Consider the following 18331-nt stretch of genomic DNA (forward strand, 5'->3'; position numbering starts at 1 on the left):
GGTCAGGAGGTCCGCAGGCGCGGGAAGGCCGCCGCGCCGGCGTACCGCGCGGCGTCGTCGAGCTCCTCCTCGATGCGCAGCAGCTGGTTGTACTTGGCCACCCGCTCGCTGCGCGCCGGGGCGCCGGTCTTGATCTGCCCGCAGTCCGTGGCGACGGCGAGGTCGGCGATCGTGGTGTCCTCGGTCTCGCCCGAGCGGTGGCTCATCATGCAGCGGTAGCCGTTGCGGTGCGCCAGGTTCACGGCGTCGAGGGTCTCGGTGAGCGTGCCGATCTGGTTGACCTTCACCAGCAGCGCGTTCGCGGCCTTCCGCTCGATCCCGTCGGCGAGGCGGGTGGGGTTGGTGACGAACAGGTCGTCGCCGACCAGCTGCACGCGCTCGCCGAGCGCGGCGGTCAGCGCGATCCAGCCGTCCCAGTCCTCCTCCGACAGCGGGTCCTCGATCGAGACGATCGGGTAGGCGTCGACCAGCTCGCGGTAGTAGTCGGTGAGGAACTCCGCCGAGCGGGTCTGGCCCTCGAACTCGTAGCCGCCGTCGCTGTGGAACTCGGTGGCGGCGACGTCGAGCGCGAGCCCGATGTCGGTGCCGAGCGCGTAGCCGGCCTTCTCCACCGCCTCGGCGATGAGGTCGAGCGCGGCGCGGTTGTTCGGCAGGTCGGGGGCGAAGCCGCCCTCGTCGCCGAGGCCGGTGGACAGCCCGCGGCCCTTCAGCACCGACTTCAGCGCGTGGTAGGTCTCCGTGCCGACGGCGAGGGCCTCGGCGAAGGTCGCCGCGCCGATCGGGGCGATCATGAACTCCTGCACGTCGACGTTGCTGTCGGCGTGGGCGCCGCCGTTGAGGATGTTCATCATCGGCACCGGCAGCAGGTGCGACGACGGGCCGCCCACGTAGCGGAACAGCGGCAGGCCGGTGGACTCGGCGGCGGCGCGGGCGACGGCGAGGCTGACGCCGAGGATCGCGTTGGCGCCCAGCCGCGACTTGTCCGGCGTGCCGTCGAGGTCGAGCAGGCGCTGGTCGACCAGCCGCTGCTCGGTGGCCTCGTAGCCGACCAGCTCGGGGCCGATGACGTCGAGGACGCCGTCGACGGCCTGGGTGACCCCCTTGCCGCCGTAGCGGTCGCCGCCGTCGCGCAGCTCCACCGCCTCGAAGGCGCCGGTGGAGGCGCCGCTCGGGACCGCGGCCCGCGCGATCGTCCCGTCGTCGAGGGCGACCTCGACCTCCACGGTGGGGTTACCGCGCGAGTCCAGGATCTCCCGCGCGCCTACGGCATCGATGCTCGGCACGGGGAGCAGCCTAGCGAGGCGAGCGGTGATCACCCGGGACGCGTGGTCCCGGGACTCCCGTAACGGAGCGGTCACGGTGCGGCCTCGGCGGAACCGATCCGGCGATAACCTCGTCCTGGCGGGCGTCCTCCCCACGTCTGCGCCGTCGGAGGACCCGATGACCGAGCGCCAGCAGCAGCGACCCCCCGGGTACGGCGCCGGAGCCGCGCCCCCGCCACCTCCGGTGGACGCGGACGACGGGACGGGTCCGTCCATCCTCGGGTTCGCGGCGGATCCCGCCGCGGACGACGCCGTCGAGGACGTGGAGCCCGCCCCGGGCGGCACGGAGGTGGCCGGGGTGGCGGCCGGCTCCGGAGGGCTGTTCTACGTGCGGCGCCCCGATGTCGTCGGCGGGGTGCTCCTGCTGCTGGCCGGCGTGGCCGACGCGGCGAGCCTGTGGCTGCCGTGGGGACCGGACGGGCGGACCACCGGGCTGGACCTGGTGGTGCGTTCGGTCGACGCGGCCCGGGAGGGGGTCGCCGAGCTCGGGCGCACCGGGCTGTGGCAGCCGGCGACGGTGGCGGCCGGCGGTGCCCTGCTCGTCGTCCTCGGGCTCCTGCTGCTGCGTCCCGCGCGCGGCCACCGGGTGTCCGGCGTGCTGGCGCTGGCGGTCGCGCTGGCCGTGGCCGCCGCGGTCGTCGCCCGGCTGGTGGACGCCGGCTGGGACGTCCACCGGCTCGGGCCGGGCGTCTGGTGCGCCGCCGCCGTCGCCGGGCTCGGCGTGCTCGGCGCGCTGAAGGCCATGCTCACCGCGCCGCGGGTCACCACCGCGCCGGCCGGGCAGCTCCTCGTCGGCTAGGGCGCTGCGGACGACGCCGCCTCGGCGGCCGCGTCGAGCTCGCCCGCGTAGCGGCGGACCGCCTCGCGCAGCGCGTCCTCGGCGTCCCAGCCGCGCTGCGCGGCCGCGGCGACGACGGCCAGCAGCCGCTCCCCCAGCTCCTCCGGCGACGTCGAGCCCAGCTCGGCCGGCTCCGGCGTCGGGAGTCCGGCCCGGGCGGCCCGCCGCACCAGCGCCGTCCCCCACGCGGTGGCCGGCTGCGAGCGCGAGACGCCCTCGGTGGGCGAGCGCCGCTGCTTCTCCGCCTTCTTGATCTCCTCCCAGCCCGCCTCGACGCCGGCCACGTCGCGCGGCCCGGCGTCGCCGAACACGTGCGGGTGCCGGCGGACCAGCTTCTCGACCAGGTCGCGGGCCACGTCGTCGACGTCGAACCGCCGGTCCGGGCCGGCCTCGGCGGCGACGCGGGCGTGGAAGACGACCTGCAGCAGGACGTCGCCGAGCTCCTCGCGCATCGCGACCGGGTCGTCGTCGACGATGGCGTCGTAGGCCTCGTGCGCCTCCTCGAGCAGGTAGCCGCGCAGCGAGGAGTGCGTCTGCTCGGCGTCCCAGGGGCAGCCGCCGGGCGAGCGCAGCCGGTCCATCACCGCGACGACGTCGAGCAGGCGGGCGCCGGGCGGCTCAGGGGCGCCGTCGACGACCGGGCGACCGGCCACCTCCTCCCCCGGGGCCGCGAGGCAGGCGACGTCGCCGTCGAGGCCGGCCGCGTCGGCGGCGTCGGCGACCTGCCACCCGGCGGCGCGCAGCGCGTCCGCGGTGGCGGCGGCGCCGGGCAGCGCGGCGATCCGGCGCCCGGCCAGCGCGGCCCAGCCGGCCGGGCCGAGCAGGCCGGGCAGCCGCGGGCTGACGGTGACGACGACGGCAGGGGGCACCGGATCAGCCCTCGCCGGTGGCGGGGGCGGCGGCGCCGGCGTCGTCGAGCAGGTCGACGACGCCGCCCTCGGCCTCCTGCACCACGTCCTGGTCGCCGAACTCGCCGTAGCGCGGGTTGACGGTGACGCCGACGTCGTCGCGGACCTCGTCCACCACCGCCGCCCCGGCCTCCTCGGCGCCCTGGGCGGCCTCGTCCTCCAGCTGCGGGCGGACCTCCTCGAACGACGGCGTCGTCCGCTGCCCGACGAAGGCGACCACCACGCCGGGCACGTCGCCGACCGTGACGCTGAAGCCGGTGTTCGGCGCGGCGGCGGCCACGCCCTCGGCCAGCGGCGCGGGGACGTCGGCGGTGCCGGTCGGCTGCAGCGCGGGCAGGGTGATCTCGCCCGGGTACCGGGCCGCGACCGCCGGGTACGAGGCCGGCGCGGCGGCCAGCTCGGCGACCACGGCGTCGGCGGTGGCCTGGTCGGGGACGACGAAGTAGCCGAGCTCCACCTGCTCCAGGCCGGCGCGGACCTCCTCGTACCGGGCGCGCAGCGCGGCCTCGTCGGTCCCGGGGTCCTCCCCGGCGGCGACGCCGAGCTCCCGGCGCAGCAGCTGCTGGCGGGCGCTCTCCCGGATGTCCTCGCGCGAGTAGCCCTGCGAGGCGGCCTGCGCGTACAGCTCCTCCTCGTCGCGGCCGGCCAGCGCCGTCTCGATGAACTCGCCGACCTCGGCGTCGGTGACCTCCACGTCGCTGCGCCGGGCCGCCTCGGCGTACAGCTCCTGGCGCACGAGCAGGGTGAGCACCTGCCGGGTGTAGTCCGTGCCGCCGCCCCCGACGGCCTCGGCGATCGCGGGGTCGGCCAGCCGCTCGTCGACGGCGGACCGCAGCTCGGCGACGGTCACCTGCTCGTCCGCGATGTAGGCGGCGACGTTGGGCGAGGTCCGGCAGCCGGCCAGGGCGGCCACAGCGGCCAGGCCGACGGCGATCGAGGTGCTCAGCCGGCGGGTCTGCACCAGCGGAGCGTGCCACACCCGGGGTGGTGCCCGACGCAGGCGGCGGGCCACCCGGGAGGGTGGTGTCCCCACGAGGAGGGATGGCCCGGGCCGCGGCCGCTGCCACCATCGCGCGCATGCCGCCGTCCGTCCCCGCGCCCACGCGCCGGGTGACCAGCGGCGTGACCGTCACCGTCGTGCCCCTCGTGGCCGGCGACGACGAGCTGGCCCGCGCCGAGGCGGTGCTCACGCCGGCTGAGCTCGCCCGCGCCCGGCGGGGCACGCCCGCCGTCCACCGGCGCCGGGTCCTGCTGCGCGCCGCCCTGCGGACCGCCCTCGCCGCCGAGCTGGGCACCGACCCCCGGCACGTGCCGCTCGCCACGGGCACCACGGGTCGCCCGGAGCTGCCGGCGGACACCCGCCTGGACGCCGGCTGCTCGGCCGGCGGCGAGCTGGGCGTGGTCGCGATCGGCCGCGGCCGCCGGATCGGCGTCGACCTGGAGCCGGTGGCCCCCTGGACGCCGGCCGTCGCCGACGAGGGCTGGCTGCACCCCACCGAGCTGCGCGCGATCGCCCTCCTCCCCCACGGCGAACGCCCGGTCGCGGCCACCCGCGCCTGGACCCGCAAGGAAGCCGTCCTCAAGGCCCGCGGGACCGGCCTGCGGGACGACCCGGCCACCGTGGTCACCGCCGTCGGGCCGACCGGCGCGACGGCGGCCGGCTGGACCCTGCACGACGTGCCCGTGCCCGACGGGTGGGTGGCCAGCCTCGCGGTCGCCCTCGACGAGGAGATCCCCCTGTGACGCTCGCCCCCGCCCTCCCCCAGCTCGCGTCCTTCCGTGCCCGCTGCGAGGAGGTGGCCGGCGCCGCCCTGGATGCGCCCGGCGCCCTGCACGCCTTCTCGGTCGAGCGGCCCGAGGAGTTCTGGCGCACCCTGCTCGACTGGTCGGGGGTGCCGTGGTCGGGTTCCGCCGACGTCGTCCTCACCGGCACCGACGTCGAGACCGCGCGCTTCTTCCCCGGCCTGCGACTGAACTACGCCGAGGCGCTGCTGCGCCCGCTCGAGGGCGCGGGCGACGACGCGCCCGCGCTCACCGCCGTGCACGCCGACCGGCCGACCGACCGCTGGACCCGTGGTGAGCTGCGCGACGCCGTCGCGCGGACGGTGACCGCGCTGCAGCGGTTCGGTGTCGCCGCGGGGGACCGGGTGGTGCTGATCGCCGCCAACACCGGCGAGACCGCCGTCGTCGCCCTCGCCGCGGCTGCGATCGGGGCCGCGGTCTCCACGGCCGCTCCCGACATGGGTGCGGCGTCCCTGCTCGGCCGCTTCGGCCAGGTCGACCCGTCCGTGCTCGTCCTCGACCGCCGGGTGGTCCCCGACGACGTCGTGGCCGAGGTCGTCGCCGGGCTGCCCACCCTGCGCCGCGTCCTGCTGCTCGACGACGACACGCGCCCGGACCTCGGCCTGCCGGTGGACCGGCTCGCCGGCTCCGCCGCGGACGCCGTTCCCACGACCGACTGGCCGCGGCACGCCTTCGACAGCCCGCTGTTCGTGATGTTCTCCTCGGGCACCACCGGCCCGCCCAAGGCGATGGTGCACGGTGCCGGTGGCACGCTGCTGGAGCACGTCAAGGAACACCGGCTGCACGTCGACCTCGGCCCCGGCGACACGCTCTACTTCCACACCACCACCGCCTGGATGATGTGGAACTGGCAGTTGTCGGCCCTGGCCACCGGCACGCACGTCGTCGTCTACGACGGCCCGGTCGCGGGCCCGGAGACGCTGTGGGAGCTGGCGGCCGAGCACGGTGTCACCGTCCTCGGCACCAGCCCGGCCTACCTGCAGCTCGGTCAGGACGCCGGCTACCGCCCCGCGGAGGCCGGCGACCTGTCGCGGCTGCGGGCGGTGCTCTCGACCGGCGCGGTCCTGCACGACTGGCAGTTCGACTGGGTGGCCGAGGCCCTCGGGCCGGTGCCGCTGCAGTCGGTATCCGGCGGCACGGACGTCATCGGTTGCTTCGTGCTCGGCGCCCCCGACCTCCCGGTCCGGCGGGGCCGGAGCCAGACGCGCAGCCTCGGCCTGGACGTCGCGGCGGTCGACCAGGACGGCCGCGAGGTCGTCGGGGAGGTCGGCGAGCTGGTCTGCCGGCGCCCGTTCCCGAGCCGGCCGGTCGGGTTCCTCCGTGACCCCGACGGTCGCCGCTTCCACGACGCCTACTTCGCCGACCACCCCGGCGTGTGGACCCACGGCGACCTGATCGAGTTCGACGCCGACGGCTCCTCCCGGCTGCACGGCCGCTCGGACGGCGTCCTCAACGTCGACGGGCTGCGCATCGGGCCCAGCGAGATCTACACCGTGCTCCGGCAGCTGCCCGAGATCGCCGACGCGATGGCCGTCGAGCAGCGCGACGCGAGCCGGCCCGGGGGCTCGCGCATGGTGCTGCTCGTCGTGCTGCGGCCGGGAGCCCGGCTCGATGGCGGCCTGGACCGCACGATCCGCCGCACGCTGCGCCGGGAGGCGTCCGCCGCGCACGTGCCCTCGCTGGTCGTCGCGGTCGGCGACCTGCCGCTGACCCACAACGGCAAGCGTTCCGAGCGCGCGGCCCGCGACGCCGTCAACGGCGACCCGGTCGCCAACGCCGTCGCGCTCCGCAACCCGGACTGCCTGGACGGGATCCGTGCAGCGGTCGCCGCGGCCTCTGCCGCCCCCGCTGCGGTGGAGGAGGACGACGATCTGCTCGGCCAGGTCTCCCGCATCTGGTGCGAGGTGCTCGGCCTGCGCTCCGCCGACCCCCACGACGACTGGTCCGACCTCGGCGGCACCTCCCGACAGGTGCTCAGCCTGCTCCGACGCGTCCGGCTCGAGCTCGGCGCCGACGTCCCGGTGCAGCGGTTCGCCGAGGACCCGACGCCGGCCGGCCTCACCCGGGCCGCGGAGGCGGAGACCTCCGCCGCACCGGCCGCCGTGACCACCCTGCGGGCGGGCGAGGGACGGCCGGTGTTCCTCGTGCCGGACGCCTGGGGCCAGCTGAACCTGTACGGGGGCCTGGTGGATCGGCTCACGACCCCGCGGCCGGTGCTGGGCCTGCGGCTGCCGCTGCTGCACGACGACGGACGGCACCGCACCATCGAGGAGGTCGCTGCCGACGCCCTCGTGCAGGTCCGCGGTGTCCAGCCGGAGGGGCCGTACACCCTGCTCGGCTACTCCTTCGGCGGACTGGTCGCCCACGAGGTCGCGACCCGGTTGCGCGCCGCCGGGGCGGACGTCGGCTGCCTCGGCCTGCTCGACGTCCGCCCGCCGCGAGCAGCGCTCAGCCGGTGGGAGACCACCCGGGTCCGCTGGGCCGGCCGCTGGGCCACGGTGCGCTCCGGCCGCCCGCTGCGCGGCCTCCCACGGCGGCTGACCGGCCGGAGGCGGCCGTCCGCACCCGCCCCGGCCCCGGCGCCCGATGCCGAGCTGCGCTTCTTCCTCGGGTCGCAGGAGGTGTCCGAGGCCCACCGACCCGGCCGGTTCGACGGCCCGGTGCACTACTTCCTCGCCGAGGGGTCCCGGGCCGCGGCATCACGGACCCTGGGCGCCTGGCGGCGGGTCGTCCGCGGCCTGCACGTCATCGACGTCCCGGGCTACCACGGGGACCTCGACGACGAGCGCATCGGCATGCTCAGCGACCGGCACGTCGGCACCCTGGCCGCCGAGGTCTCCGCCGTCCTCGACTGAGATCAGGCCGCGACCGGCTGCTCGAGCACCGCCTTCAGCAGCGAGTGCAGGTGCTCGAGCAGGGCGACGTCGCGCAGCGGGGTGCGCCGGTCGGGGCCGACCGGGACCTTGAGCGACACCGTCTGGACGGCGGACTTGTACGTGGCGCCGTCGGCCAGCCGGGCCAGCCGCATCTGCTGCGACTCCCGCAGCGGCACCGGCGAGACCCGGATCGCGCGGCCCTGCAGCGACACCTCGGTGACGCCGAGCGCCCGCATCGCCGCGCGGAAGCGGGCGACCGCGAGCAGGTTGAGCACCGGCGCCGGCGGGGCGCCGTACCGGTCGGTGAGCTCGTCGAGGACGGCCTGCGCCTGGTCGTCGTCCTGTACCGAGGCGACCTTGCGGTAGGCCTCCATCCGCAGCCGCTCGCCGGGCACGTAGTCGTGCGGCAGGTGCGCGTCGACCGGCAGGTCCACCCGCACCTCGAGCGGCTCGGCCGGTGCCTCCTCGCCGCCGACCTGTGCCTTGTAGTCGGCCACGGCCTCGCCGACCAGCCGCACGTAGAGGTCGAAGCCGACCCCGGCGATGTGCCCGGACTGCTCGCCGCCGAGCAGGTTGCCCGCGCCGCGGATCTCGAGGTCCTTCATCGCCACGGCCATGCCGGCGCCGAGGTCGGTGTTGTGCGCGATCGTCGTCAGCCGGTCGACCGAGGTCTCGGTCAGCGGCCGCGAGGGGTCGTAGGTGAAGTAGGCGTAGGCGCGCTCGCGGCCACGGCCGACACGGCCGCGGATCTGGTGCAGCTGGGACAGGCCGAAGGTGTCGGCGCGGTCGACGATCAGGGTGTTCGCGTTGGGGATGTCCAGGCCGGACTCGACGATCGTCGTCGCGATCAGGACGTCGTACTCCTTCTCCCAGAAGCCGACCATGATCCGCTCGAGCTCGTGCTCCTTCATCTGGCCGTGGCCGACGGCGACGCGGGCCTCGGGCACCAGCCGGCGGATCTTCGCCGCGGCCTTGTCGATCGACTGCACCCGGTTGTGGATGACGAAGACCTGGCCGTCGCGCAGCAGCTCGCGGCGGATCGCCGCGGCCATCTGCTTGTCGTCCCACGCGCCCACGTAGGTCAGCACCGGGTGCCGCTCCTCCGGGGGCGTGAGGATCGTCGACATCTCGCGGATGCCGGTCAGGCTCATCTCCAGCGTGCGCGGGATCGGGGTGGCCGACATCGACAGGACGTCGACCGCCGTCCGCATCGTCTTCAGGTACTCCTTGTGCTCGACGCCGAAGCGCTGCTCCTCGTCGACGATGACCAGCCCGAGGTCCTTGAACCGGGTGGTCGGCTGCAGCAGCCGGTGGGTGCCGACCAGCACGTCGACCTCGCCGGCCGCGAGCTGGCGCAGCGTCTCGGCGCTCTCGGCGTCGGACTGGAACCGGGACAGCACCTTCACCGTCACCGGGAACTGGGCCATGCGCTCGGAGAACGTCTTGAAGTGCTGGTTGGCCAGCAGCGTCGTCGGCACCAGGACGGCGACCTGCTTGCCGTCCTGCACCGCCTTGAACGCGGCGCGGACGGCGATCTCGGTCTTCCCGTAGCCGACGTCGCCGCAGATGATCCGGTCCATCGGGACCGGGTTCTGCATGTCCGCCTTGACCTCGTCGATCGCGGCGAGCTGGTCGGGGGTCTCCTGGAACGGGAAGGCGTCCTCGAGCTCGCGCTGCCAGACGGTGTCGGGGCCGAAGGCGTGCCCCGTGGTCGCCATGCGCGCCGAGTAGAGGCGGATGAGCTCCGCGGCGATCTGCTTGACCGCCCGGCGGGCCTGGCCCTTGGTCTTCTGCCAGTCGGCGCCGCCGAGCTTGGACAGCGCCGGCTGCTCCCCGCCGACGTAGCGGGTGAGCTGGTCGAGGGAGTCGGTGGGCACGAACAGCCGGTCCGGCGGCTGGTTCCGCTTGCTCGGCGCGTACTCGACGATCAGGTAGTCGCGCTGGCCGCCGTGCACGGTGCGGCTGACCATCTCGACGTACCGGCCGATGCCGTGCTGCTCGTGGACGACGAGGTCGCCGGGCTGCAGCTGCACCAGGTCGACGGCGTTGCGGCGGCGCGCGGGCATCTTCACCGCGTCGCGCATGGTGGTGCCGCGCTGGCCGGTGAGGTCGTGCTCGGTGACCAGCGCCAGCCCCACGGCGGGCAGCGCGAAGCCGGACTCCAGGTTGCCCTGGGTGATCGAGGTCAGGCTCTCCTCGGGCGCGGACTCGATGCCGGGCACCAGCCGCACGCCGAGGTCGGCGGCCCCCAGCTGCTCGGCCGCGCGCTGGGCCGGGCCGGGGCCGGCGAAGGTGAGGACGACCCGCCACCCGTCACGGTTCCAGCCGCGCAGCGTCTCGACGGCGCGGTCGAGATCGCCGGAGAAGCGCTCGACGGTGCCCGCCTGCAGGGTCACCGACGACTCGTCGTCGACGTCGAGCGTGAACGCGCCGGTGGTCCACCACGGCAGGCCGCGGCCGCGGGCGGCGGCCTCGACGTCGGCCAGCTCGCGGAACGACGACGCGCCCAGGTCCAGCGGCGCCTCGCCGGCCTCGGCGGCGGTGGCCCAGGACGCGGCGAGGAACTCCTCGGCCGTGCGCACCAGGTCGGCGGCCCGGCTGCGGACGCGCTCGGGGTCGGCGACCAGCACGTGGGTGCCGGCGGGCAGCAGGTCGGTGAGCAGCTGGAGCCGCCCCTCGACCAGCGCGGGGGTCAGCGCCTCCATGCCCTCGACGGCGATGCCCTCGGCGAGCTTGCCCAGCAGCTCGGCCAGGCCCGGGTGCTCCGCGGCGAGCTCGGCGGCGCGGGTGCGGACGGCGTCGGTGAGCAGCAGCTCGCGGCACGGCGGGGCCCACAGCCGCTCGGGCCGCTCGTCGAGGGAGCGCTGGTCGGCGGCGGAGAAGTAGCGCAGCTCGTCGACCTCGTCGCCCCAGAACTCCACGCGGACCGGGTGCGGCTCGGTGGGCGGGAAGACGTCGAGAAGGCCGCCGCGGACGGCGAACTCGCCGCGCTTCTCGACCAGCTCCACGCGGGTGTAGGCGGCGTCGGACAGCGCGCGGGCGACGTCGTCGAGCTCGGCGGTGTCCCCCGCCCTCAGCTCGACCGGCACGAGGTCGCCGAGGCCGGGGGCCAGCGGCTGCAGCACGCTGCGGACCGGGGCGACCAGCACGTCGATCCCGGTGTCGCCGGGGTGGGTCAGCTCGCGCAGCACGGCCAGGCGGCGGCCGACGGTGTCGGCCCGCGGGGACAGCCGCTCGTGCGGCAGCGTCTCCCAGGAGGGGAAGGTCTCGACGCGGCGGTCGGGCAGGAAGCAGCGCAGCACGTCCGCGGCGGCGTCGGCGTCCCGCTCACCGGCGGTGACCAGCAGCACCGGGACACCGGCTGCACCGCCGGGTCCCCGCCCACCCGCGGCCAGGGCGGCGGCGACGAGCGGCTGCACCGGCGGCGGCGCGGTCACGGCGAGCTCGGCGGACCCGGCCGCGGCCACCACGCGCGCGACGCCGGGATCGGTGAGGACGACGTCGAGCACGCCGCGCAGACTCACGGGGGTCTTCCTCCTGGGGTGGACGGCCCGCTCCGTGCCGCCGGGTGCGGCGCAGGCCCGGCATCCCAGGCTAGACCGCGGCGGGGACACCCGCCGGGGACCGGGAGGGCAGCGCCCGGACAGCCGATCCGGCCGGACAGCGCCCGAAGACGCCCCCGCTGCACCCGACGGCGACCGGGATCCGTGGGAGTGGCGCGCCGCAGGTCGGGTCGGGCGACCAGAAGGGGTGACGGACTGCAACCCGTTGCGGCGCCGACGTGCCTGACCAAGGCCTGCGGTCCCGGGTCCCGGGTGGCATCCCGGTCACGGCTGGTGACGACGCTCGGAGGACCTGGAGGACCTGGAGGACCGAGCACCGGCGCCTGCCCTCGTCCGGGCCTCCCTGGCGACGGGGGCCGCCGGTCGAGCACCACCCGCCGCGCCCCCGGGACGCGACCGGCGCCTAGGAGATGAGCGCGGCAGCGGTGCTGGTGCCGGCCGCCCCGGCCTCGATCGCCTGGAGCGCCCGGCGCAGGGCGGTGCTCGAGGTGTGCATCGTGTAGGGGAAGTAGCGCACCTCGACCCCGACGGCGGCGAGGTCCCGCTCGAGGCGGTCGCCCTTGGGCGTGCCGCGCCAGTCGTCGCCCTTGAAGAGGACGTCGAACCCGACCTCCCGCCAGGTGTCGACCTTGTCGAGCAACGTCTCCGCGTGGACGGCGTCGACGCAGCGCAGGCTGCCGACGATCTCCATGCGCTCGGCCAGGGGGATGACCGGCACCCGACCCTTCGTCTCCAGGAGCACCTCGTCGGCGACCACCCCGGCCACCAGCCGGTCGCAGTGCGCCGCGGCGTGCCGCAGCACGTTGAGATGGCCGATGTGGAACAGGTCGTACGCGCCCGGCGCGTACCCGATGACGGTCATGACTCCCCCAGGACCTCGTCCGACGTCCCGGGCAGTCGACCAGCCGAGATCACTCTCCGTCATCCCCCGGACGGGTTCCCCTGGCCGGGAAGCACCCGGTCGGGGGACGTGGTGACACTCAGTGAGAACCGGCGGGCCGGTGCGACCGCCGGCGGCGGCGAGGAAGGCGAGGACGCCGTCCAGGTCGAGGTGTGACGGGTAGACGTGCGACGGGTCGACGTGCGACGGGTCGACGTGCGACGGGTCGACGTGCGACGGGTCGACGTGCGACGGGTCGACGTGCGACGGGTCGCCGTACTCGCCGCCGGCAGGCGTCCCCCCGGGCCCGGGCCGTCCCGCCGCCGGCGAGGACGTGATCGACACACGCGTCCACGTCGGTCGGGTCGCCCGGGCGTCCCCTCAGGCGTCGGACGCGGCGAGCGTGTGGCCGGCGCCGACCGGGACCACGAGGACCACGGGGATCCCGTCCCGGTGCGCCGCGACGACGGGGCCCGGCTCACCTGGCGCGAGCGGTCCCCACGCCCCGCATCCGCCAGCGGTGCCTGGCCAGCTTGGCCAGCAGCTGCGGCGCGCGGTCTCCCGGCGCGACGTAGCTCCGGGGCACCGCGAAGCGGTGTCCCGGGAGGTGGTCGCCGGTCACGCAGGCGTGGTCGTACCCCGCCGCCCGCGCCGCCTCCACGGCAGCCGCGTCGAAGTCGCCCCACGGGTAGCAGAAGCCGGGGACGTCGGCCTGCAGCACCTCCTGCAGCACGCGCCGGCTGGCGGCGACCTGCTCGGTGAGCGTGGCAGGACCGGCCCCGGTGAGCCGGGTGTGCACGAGGGTGTGGCTGCCCACCTCGTGACCGGCGGCAGCCACGGCCCGGACCTGGTCGGCGTCGACGAGTCGCAGCTGCGGGCCCTGGTCCCACTCGTTGGTGCCCCCGAGCAGACCCGCGACGACGTAGAGCGTCGCCGTCATCCGGTGGCGGGCGAGGACCGGCATCGCGTGGTCGAGGAAGTCGGCGTAGCCGTCGTCGAAGGTCAACCCGACCAGCCCGTCGGCGCGGCCACGCGCCTGCGCCGCGAGCAGCTCGGCCAGCGAGACGCCGCGCAGGCCCAGCCGGCGCAACAGCCGCAGGTGGGCGTCCAGCCGACCCGGGGTCACCCGGATCCGGTGCGGATCGGGCACGCGGGCCGGGCTGATCGAGTGGTACATGAGCACCGGCGGCACCGCGATGCGCTCCTCGGACGTGTCCGGCCCCGCGGCCGGCGTCCCCGACGGCGCGCTCACCGCCGCGGCTCCCCGGCCCCGACCTGCACGCGCTGGGCCAGCGACACCACCGGCGCGCGCCCCGCGGTCAGCACCAGCGTCTCGTCGGAGCCGACCTCCTCGGCGAGGTGGTCGCAGTACTCCGCGGCGTGCCGCAGCCGGTCGAGGTGGCCGAGGTGGAACAGGTCGTACGCGCCGGGCGCGCAGCCGACGACGGTCATGCGGGCGGAACCGTCCCGGCCGCGGGCACCGTGCCGATGGCAGCCAGCAGCCGGCCGACCGTGTCCCGCAGCTCCGCGGCCACCCGCGCGAAGACCTCGTCGTCCCGTCCGTAGGGGTCCTCGACGTCGTCCGGGGCCCCCGGACACCGCCGGGGACGCAGCCGCGGGGCGGCGGCCACGACCGCGGCGAACGCCTCGTCGGGCGGCCCGTATCCCGGCAGCAGGCCGTCGGCCCGGGCGAGCTCGGCCAGGTCGGTGAACTCGTGCAGCGTGAAGGTGCGCCGGACCGCCGCCGGGGCGAGGGTGACCAGGGCGCGGCGGTGATCGCGGGTCATGCCCAGCACCAGCCCCGCCCGGGCGAGCATCCCCGGCGTCACCTGGCGGGCGGGCGTCCGAGGCGGCGGCACGTCCAGTAGCCGGGTCATCTGCGGCGCCATCGGCTCACCGGTGCACGCGTGCAGTCCCGCGCTGGACACGGCGACGCGGGTCCCGGAGAGCCCGGCCGACAGCCCGGCCGCGGCGGCGGGCGAGCGACAGATGTTGCCGGTGCAGACGACCAGGACCTCGAACGCGCCCGGCGATCCCGGCGTCACCCGCGGGGCCCGGCCGGCACCCGAGCCGGCGTCGGGGCGGCGGCCGGCGGGGCCTCACCGGCTGAGCCGACCTCGGGGGTCCGCCGGTAGCTGTAGGACTCCTCGTCGCGACGCACGTTGTTGAGGACCACGCCGAGGACCCGGGAGCCGACCTGGGACAGCGTGGAGAGGGTCTCGGTCAGCTGGGCCCGCCGCACCCGGCCGGCGTCACCCACCACGAGGGTGCCGTCGACGGCGCGGGACAGGACGACCGGGTCGGTGACCGCCAGCACCGGCGCGGTGTCGACGACGACGTAGTCGTAGACCGCGCGGGTGCGCTCGAGCAGGTGCCCCATCGCCGGCGACCCGAGCAGCTCGGCGGGGTTGGGCGGGATGGGCCCCGAGGTCAGCACCTCCAGGCCCGCGGTCCCCCACACCTGGACGACGTCGTCCAACCCGGCCTGACCGACCAGCACGGTGGTGAGGCCCGCGGCGCCCTCGATGCCGAGCGACGCGGCCACCGTGGGCCGCCGCAGGTCGGCGTCGACCAGCAGCACGCGAGCGCCCGTCTCCGCGAGGGCGCAGGCCAGGTTCAGCGCGACCGTGGACTTGCCCTCGCCGGGCACCGACGAGGTGGTGAGCAGGACGTGGGCGGAGGGGTCCCGCTCCTCCGGCAGGCCGTCGGGGACGCGGAGGAACTGCACGTTGGTGCGCAGCTGCCGGAAGGCCTCTGCGTACGGGTGGTGCGGGTCGACCGCGACCAGCGGGCGCCGGCCCTGCCCGCGCGGCAGCGCGCCGAGCACCCCGACGACCGGCAGCGGGGTCACGGTCGCCAGGGCGGCCGCGTCGCGCACCCGGGAGTCCAGGGTGTCGCGGGCCCAGGCGAGCGCGGCACCGAGGAGGAGCCCCGCGACGAGCCCGGCGGCGAGATCGAGCAGTGCGTCCGGGGACGCCTGCCCGTCCGGCTCCTCCGCGGGGGTGACCGTCGAGGCCGAGACGGTGGGCCGGCCCTCGTCGTCCTCGGGGGCGAGCTGCTCGACCTCGACGGCCAGAGAGGCGGCGACGGCGTTGGCCAACTCGGCGCTGCGCGCCGCCGAGGACTCCGTGGCCGTGATCTCGACCAGCACCGTGTCCGGCGGCGCGGCGGCCTCCACCCGGTCGGCCAGCTCGGTCGCGGTGACGTCGAGCCCGAGGTCGTTGACGACGGGGCCGAGGACGGCGGGGGTCGTCGCCAGCCGGGCGAAGGAGGCGACCTGGTTCTGGGTGTACGTGGCGCCCTGGACGAGGTCGGCGGCGGAGTTGCCGTACTGCAGCGTGAAGAAGACCTCGGCGGTGGCGCGGTAGGTCCTGGTCGCCAGCTGGGTGTGCAGGAGCGCCCCGAGGAGGCCGACGAGCACCGCAGCGACGATCCACCGCCACCGCCTCCGGACCACGCCGACCACGTTCTCGATGCCCATCGGTCTCCTCCCCCACGCCGGCGTCCCACGCGGCGTCCCCCGAGATGCGCGGCACGGGCCGCTGGCCCACCGCGCGCTGCCCACCACCCTCCGGGACCCCGGCCGGTCCTGGCGACGCCGTCGCGGCGGACACCACCCGATGGGGGCACGGGAGCCCTCGACTCGGGTCGCTTCCCTCGTCCGGAGCCCGGCGGCGGGCGACCATGGCCCCTCCGATCCGTGAGGGGAGCTCGATGACGCCGACGACCTACGCCGCTGCGGTCGTCCGCCGCTGGCCGTGGACGGTGCTCGGCGCGCTGCTGGGTGCACTGCTGCTGGCCGTGGTGGCTCCGGCTCCCACCTACGAGGCGGGGGCCGAGCTGTACGTGGGCGTGGCCAGGATCCAGGACCAGGAGGAGGCCGTCCACGCCGCGCTGGTGCGCCGAGAGGTCCTCCCGACGCTGGTGGAGCTCGCCACCGCCTCGGGATCCGCGGACGGCACGACCGTCGAGGCCGGGTTGGTGGAGGACACCTCGCTCCTGCACGTCACCGTCTCCGCCCCCGACCCGCAGCTGGCCGCCGAACGGGCCACGTCCGTCGTCGACGCCGTCCGGAACCGCGTCGAGGCCACGTGGCGGGCCGGGGACGGCACTCCCCTGCTGCGCGTGACGACCGTGACCGAGACCGGCCCGCCGCCGGCTCCCGCGTCCGCGGATCGGCGGACCCTCGCTGTCCTCGGTCTGGGAGCGGGCGCGGCGCTCGCGGCCCTGGCGGCGGGGCTGGCCGAGCTGGCGCGCCCGCGGGTGCACACCGCGGCCGACGTCCCGGGCGTCACGGTCCTGGCCGAGCTCGGCGGATCGGGCCGGAGCGCCGCGGCCCGCCGGGCCGGCCGCGTGGAGCGGCTGCGCTGGCTGCTCGGTGCGGGCGTGGCGGGCCGCCGCGGGCAGGTCGCCCTGGTCGGGGCCACCCGGCGGCGGTCGGAGCTCGCCGGGGAGCTCGCGGCCGGGGGCGTCCTCGTCGTCGACGGGGACGGCGGCCCGGGGTCCCGCCCGGACGCCGTCGTCGTCGTCGCAGAGGCCGGGCGGACGACCGTCCGCGGGCTGGCCGCCGACCTGGACGCGGCGCAGGACGGCGGGGTCCCCGTGGCCGGCGTGGTGCTCGACGGCCGCGGACGCGGCGGCCGGGTCGCCGCGGTGCTCGCCCGCGCCGACCGCACCGGTGCCGGCCGGCCGTGGAGCACGCCGAGCGGGATCTGCGCGCTGCTCGCCCTCGCGGTCGCCGGCGCCGACCTGCGGCTGCCCATGGCCACGACCTCGGGTCTGCTGGTCGCTGCCCTGCTGCTGCCGGTGTGGATCTCCGCGCTCCCCCGCTACCGCGGCGCGGTCCCGCTGGCCGTCCTCACCGGGCTCGGACTGCTGTGCGGCCTGCTGCTGGCCCGGCAGTCAGCAGTCGACCACACCTTCGACCCGCTGGAGGCCGCGACCACCGCGGCCGCCGTGCTGACCGGCCTCGGCACCGTCGGGCTCCTCCTGTGGGCCCGGACGGTGCTCCCGCTGCGCGCGATCGGGATCGCCTTCGGTCTCGGGCAGCTGGTGGCCGGCCTGCTCCGGTCACCCGGGTCGGAGAACGCGTTCAAGTTCGAGCTGTCCCTGCCGCTGACCGTCGTGGCGCTCTCGCTGCTGGCCGGCCGGCGGCGTCCCGCAGCCTCGGTGGCGGTCCTCGGCCTGCTGGGCGTCGCCGACGTGCTGAACGACGCGCGCAGCGCCTTCGCGTTCTGCGTGGGAGCGGCGGCGCTCGTCCTGTGGCAGGCGCGCCCGGCGCGTCCTGGCCGGACGGTTCGCTGGGTGCGGGGCGCACTGGTGCTCGGGACGGGTGCGGTCGTCGCCTACGCCCTGCTCACCGACCTCTTGCTGTCCGGGGCGCTGGGGTCGGGGTTGCAGGCACGCACGACCGCCCAGGTGGCCCAGAGCGGCTCACTGCTGCTGAGCTCGCGCCCCGAGTGGACCGCGACGTGGTCGTTGCTGCAGCACTCACCGCTGGGCTTCGGGTTGGGTACCGTGCCCTCGGCGGAGGACGTCGAGGTCGCCGGGACGGGCATCGCGGTGGTCAACGACCCGACCGCCCAGGGCTACCTGCACCACTACCTGCTCGCCGGCCGGTTCGAGCTGCACTCGGTGGTCGCCGACCTGTGGTCGAACCTCGGGCCCGTGGGGCTGCTCCTCGGCCTGACGATGGCCGGGCTGGTGGTGACCGCCACGGCCGCCCGGCTCAGCCGTCGCCGTGCGTCGGCGCTGCTGTGCTTCCTGGCGCCCGCGGCACTGTGGTACCTCGCGTTCGGGCCGCTGCCGAGCGACCTGGACGTCGTGGTCCTCGCGGTGGGACTGGCGCTGCTGCCGCGCGCCGACACCGCGGGCCCGGCCCGGCCGAGGGAGGAGCCGGCCCGGGCGGACGCCGTCCCGCAGCCGGTCTGACGGGTCGCGGGGGGCCGGCCGCCGGACCCGCGCGCCGCGGGTACCCGGCGCGGCAGGGCCCGGTCGCCAGGGACCCGTCGCGGGACGGCCCTGTCGTCTGCGGCCCCTGTCGAGGACGCGTGTCGGGGCGGGGCCTGTCGTGGGAGGGCCTGTCGTGGGAGGGCCTGTCGTGGGAGGGCCCGTCGTGGGAGGGCCTGTCGTGGGAGGGCC

The 18331-nt window shown here is 76.3% G+C and carries 13 protein-coding genes; 4 read left to right on the forward strand and 9 right to left on the reverse strand.

Annotated elements, in window-relative coordinates:
* Positions 1-2: 2 nt before the first annotated feature.
* The gene (gene eno, locus ACI8AR_RS01770) at positions 3-1283 is read right to left on the reverse strand and encodes a phosphopyruvate hydratase (protein ID WP_457049439.1); all 1281 of its coding nucleotides are present in this window, start codon (positions 1281-1283) and stop codon (positions 3-5) included.
* A 157-nt stretch (positions 1284-1440) separates the two neighbouring features.
* On the opposite strand from eno, the gene ACI8AR_RS01775 reads away from it, so the two are divergent.
* A complete protein-coding gene (locus ACI8AR_RS01775; RefSeq protein WP_457049440.1) occupies positions 1441-2121 on the forward strand; it encodes a hypothetical protein in 681 nt (226 codons plus the stop codon).
* On the opposite strand, the gene ACI8AR_RS01780 is transcribed toward ACI8AR_RS01775, so the two are convergent.
* Positions 2118-3029, reverse strand: coding sequence for a MazG family protein (locus ACI8AR_RS01780; RefSeq protein WP_457049441.1), 912 nt, complete (start codon positions 3027-3029; stop codon positions 2118-2120). The genes ACI8AR_RS01775 and ACI8AR_RS01780 overlap by 4 nt on opposite strands.
* Before the next feature lie 4 nt (positions 3030-3033).
* Positions 3034-4029 carry a peptidylprolyl isomerase gene (locus ACI8AR_RS01785; protein WP_457049442.1) on the reverse strand — a complete coding sequence of 332 codons (996 nt, stop codon included), beginning with the start codon at positions 4027-4029 and terminating at the stop codon, positions 3034-3036.
* A gap of 116 nt (positions 4030-4145) precedes the next feature.
* Here ACI8AR_RS01785 and ACI8AR_RS01790 point away from each other — a divergent pair, with 116 nt between their 5' ends.
* Positions 4146-4811 carry a 4'-phosphopantetheinyl transferase family protein gene (locus ACI8AR_RS01790; RefSeq protein WP_457049443.1) on the forward strand — a complete coding sequence of 222 codons (666 nt, stop codon included), beginning with the start codon at positions 4146-4148 and terminating at the stop codon, positions 4809-4811.
* On the forward strand, positions 4808-7726 hold the full coding sequence (locus ACI8AR_RS01795) for an acetoacetate--CoA ligase (RefSeq protein ID WP_457049444.1): 2919 nt from the start codon (positions 4808-4810) through the stop codon (positions 7724-7726). The genes ACI8AR_RS01790 and ACI8AR_RS01795 overlap by 4 nt, the downstream gene beginning before the upstream one ends.
* Before the next feature lie 2 nt (positions 7727-7728).
* On the opposite strand, the gene mfd is transcribed toward ACI8AR_RS01795, so the two are convergent.
* The 6 genes from mfd to ACI8AR_RS01825 all read right to left on the reverse strand — a co-directional run bounded on the left by mfd (position 7729) and on the right by ACI8AR_RS01825 (position 15671).
* Positions 7729-11271, reverse strand: a complete 3543-nt coding sequence (gene mfd / locus ACI8AR_RS01800; RefSeq protein ID WP_457049445.1) for a transcription-repair coupling factor — start codon at positions 11269-11271, stop codon at positions 7729-7731.
* Positions 11272-11713: 442 nt separating this feature from the next.
* Complete coding sequence (locus ACI8AR_RS01805; protein WP_457049446.1) at positions 11714-12172, reverse strand: adenylyltransferase/cytidyltransferase family protein; 459 nt, start codon at positions 12170-12172, stop codon at positions 11714-11716.
* A gap of 496 nt (positions 12173-12668) precedes the next feature.
* Positions 12669-13442: a polysaccharide deacetylase family protein gene (locus tag ACI8AR_RS01810; RefSeq protein WP_457049447.1), complete on the reverse strand. Its 774-nt coding sequence runs from the start codon at positions 13440-13442 to the stop codon at positions 12669-12671.
* Complete coding sequence (locus ACI8AR_RS01815) at positions 13439-13642, reverse strand: adenylyltransferase/cytidyltransferase family protein (protein ID WP_457049448.1); 204 nt, start codon at positions 13640-13642, stop codon at positions 13439-13441. Before ACI8AR_RS01815 ends, ACI8AR_RS01810 begins: the two co-directional genes overlap by 4 nt.
* The gene (locus ACI8AR_RS01820; RefSeq protein WP_457049449.1) at positions 13639-14235 is read right to left on the reverse strand and encodes an arsenate reductase/protein-tyrosine-phosphatase family protein; all 597 of its coding nucleotides are present in this window, start codon (positions 14233-14235) and stop codon (positions 13639-13641) included. The genes ACI8AR_RS01815 and ACI8AR_RS01820 overlap by 4 nt, the downstream gene beginning before the upstream one ends.
* The gene (locus ACI8AR_RS01825) at positions 14232-15671 is read right to left on the reverse strand and encodes a polysaccharide biosynthesis tyrosine autokinase (protein WP_457049450.1); all 1440 of its coding nucleotides are present in this window, start codon (positions 15669-15671) and stop codon (positions 14232-14234) included. Before ACI8AR_RS01825 ends, ACI8AR_RS01820 begins: the two co-directional genes overlap by 4 nt.
* 233 nt (positions 15672-15904) lie before the next feature.
* Here ACI8AR_RS01825 and ACI8AR_RS01830 point away from each other — a divergent pair, with 233 nt between their 5' ends.
* The gene (locus tag ACI8AR_RS01830) at positions 15905-18121 is read left to right on the forward strand and encodes a hypothetical protein (RefSeq protein WP_457049451.1); all 2217 of its coding nucleotides are present in this window, start codon (positions 15905-15907) and stop codon (positions 18119-18121) included.
* The last annotated feature ends 210 nt before the right edge of the window (positions 18122-18331 follow it).

This window comes from Geodermatophilus sp. SYSU D01036, assembly GCF_054050435.1.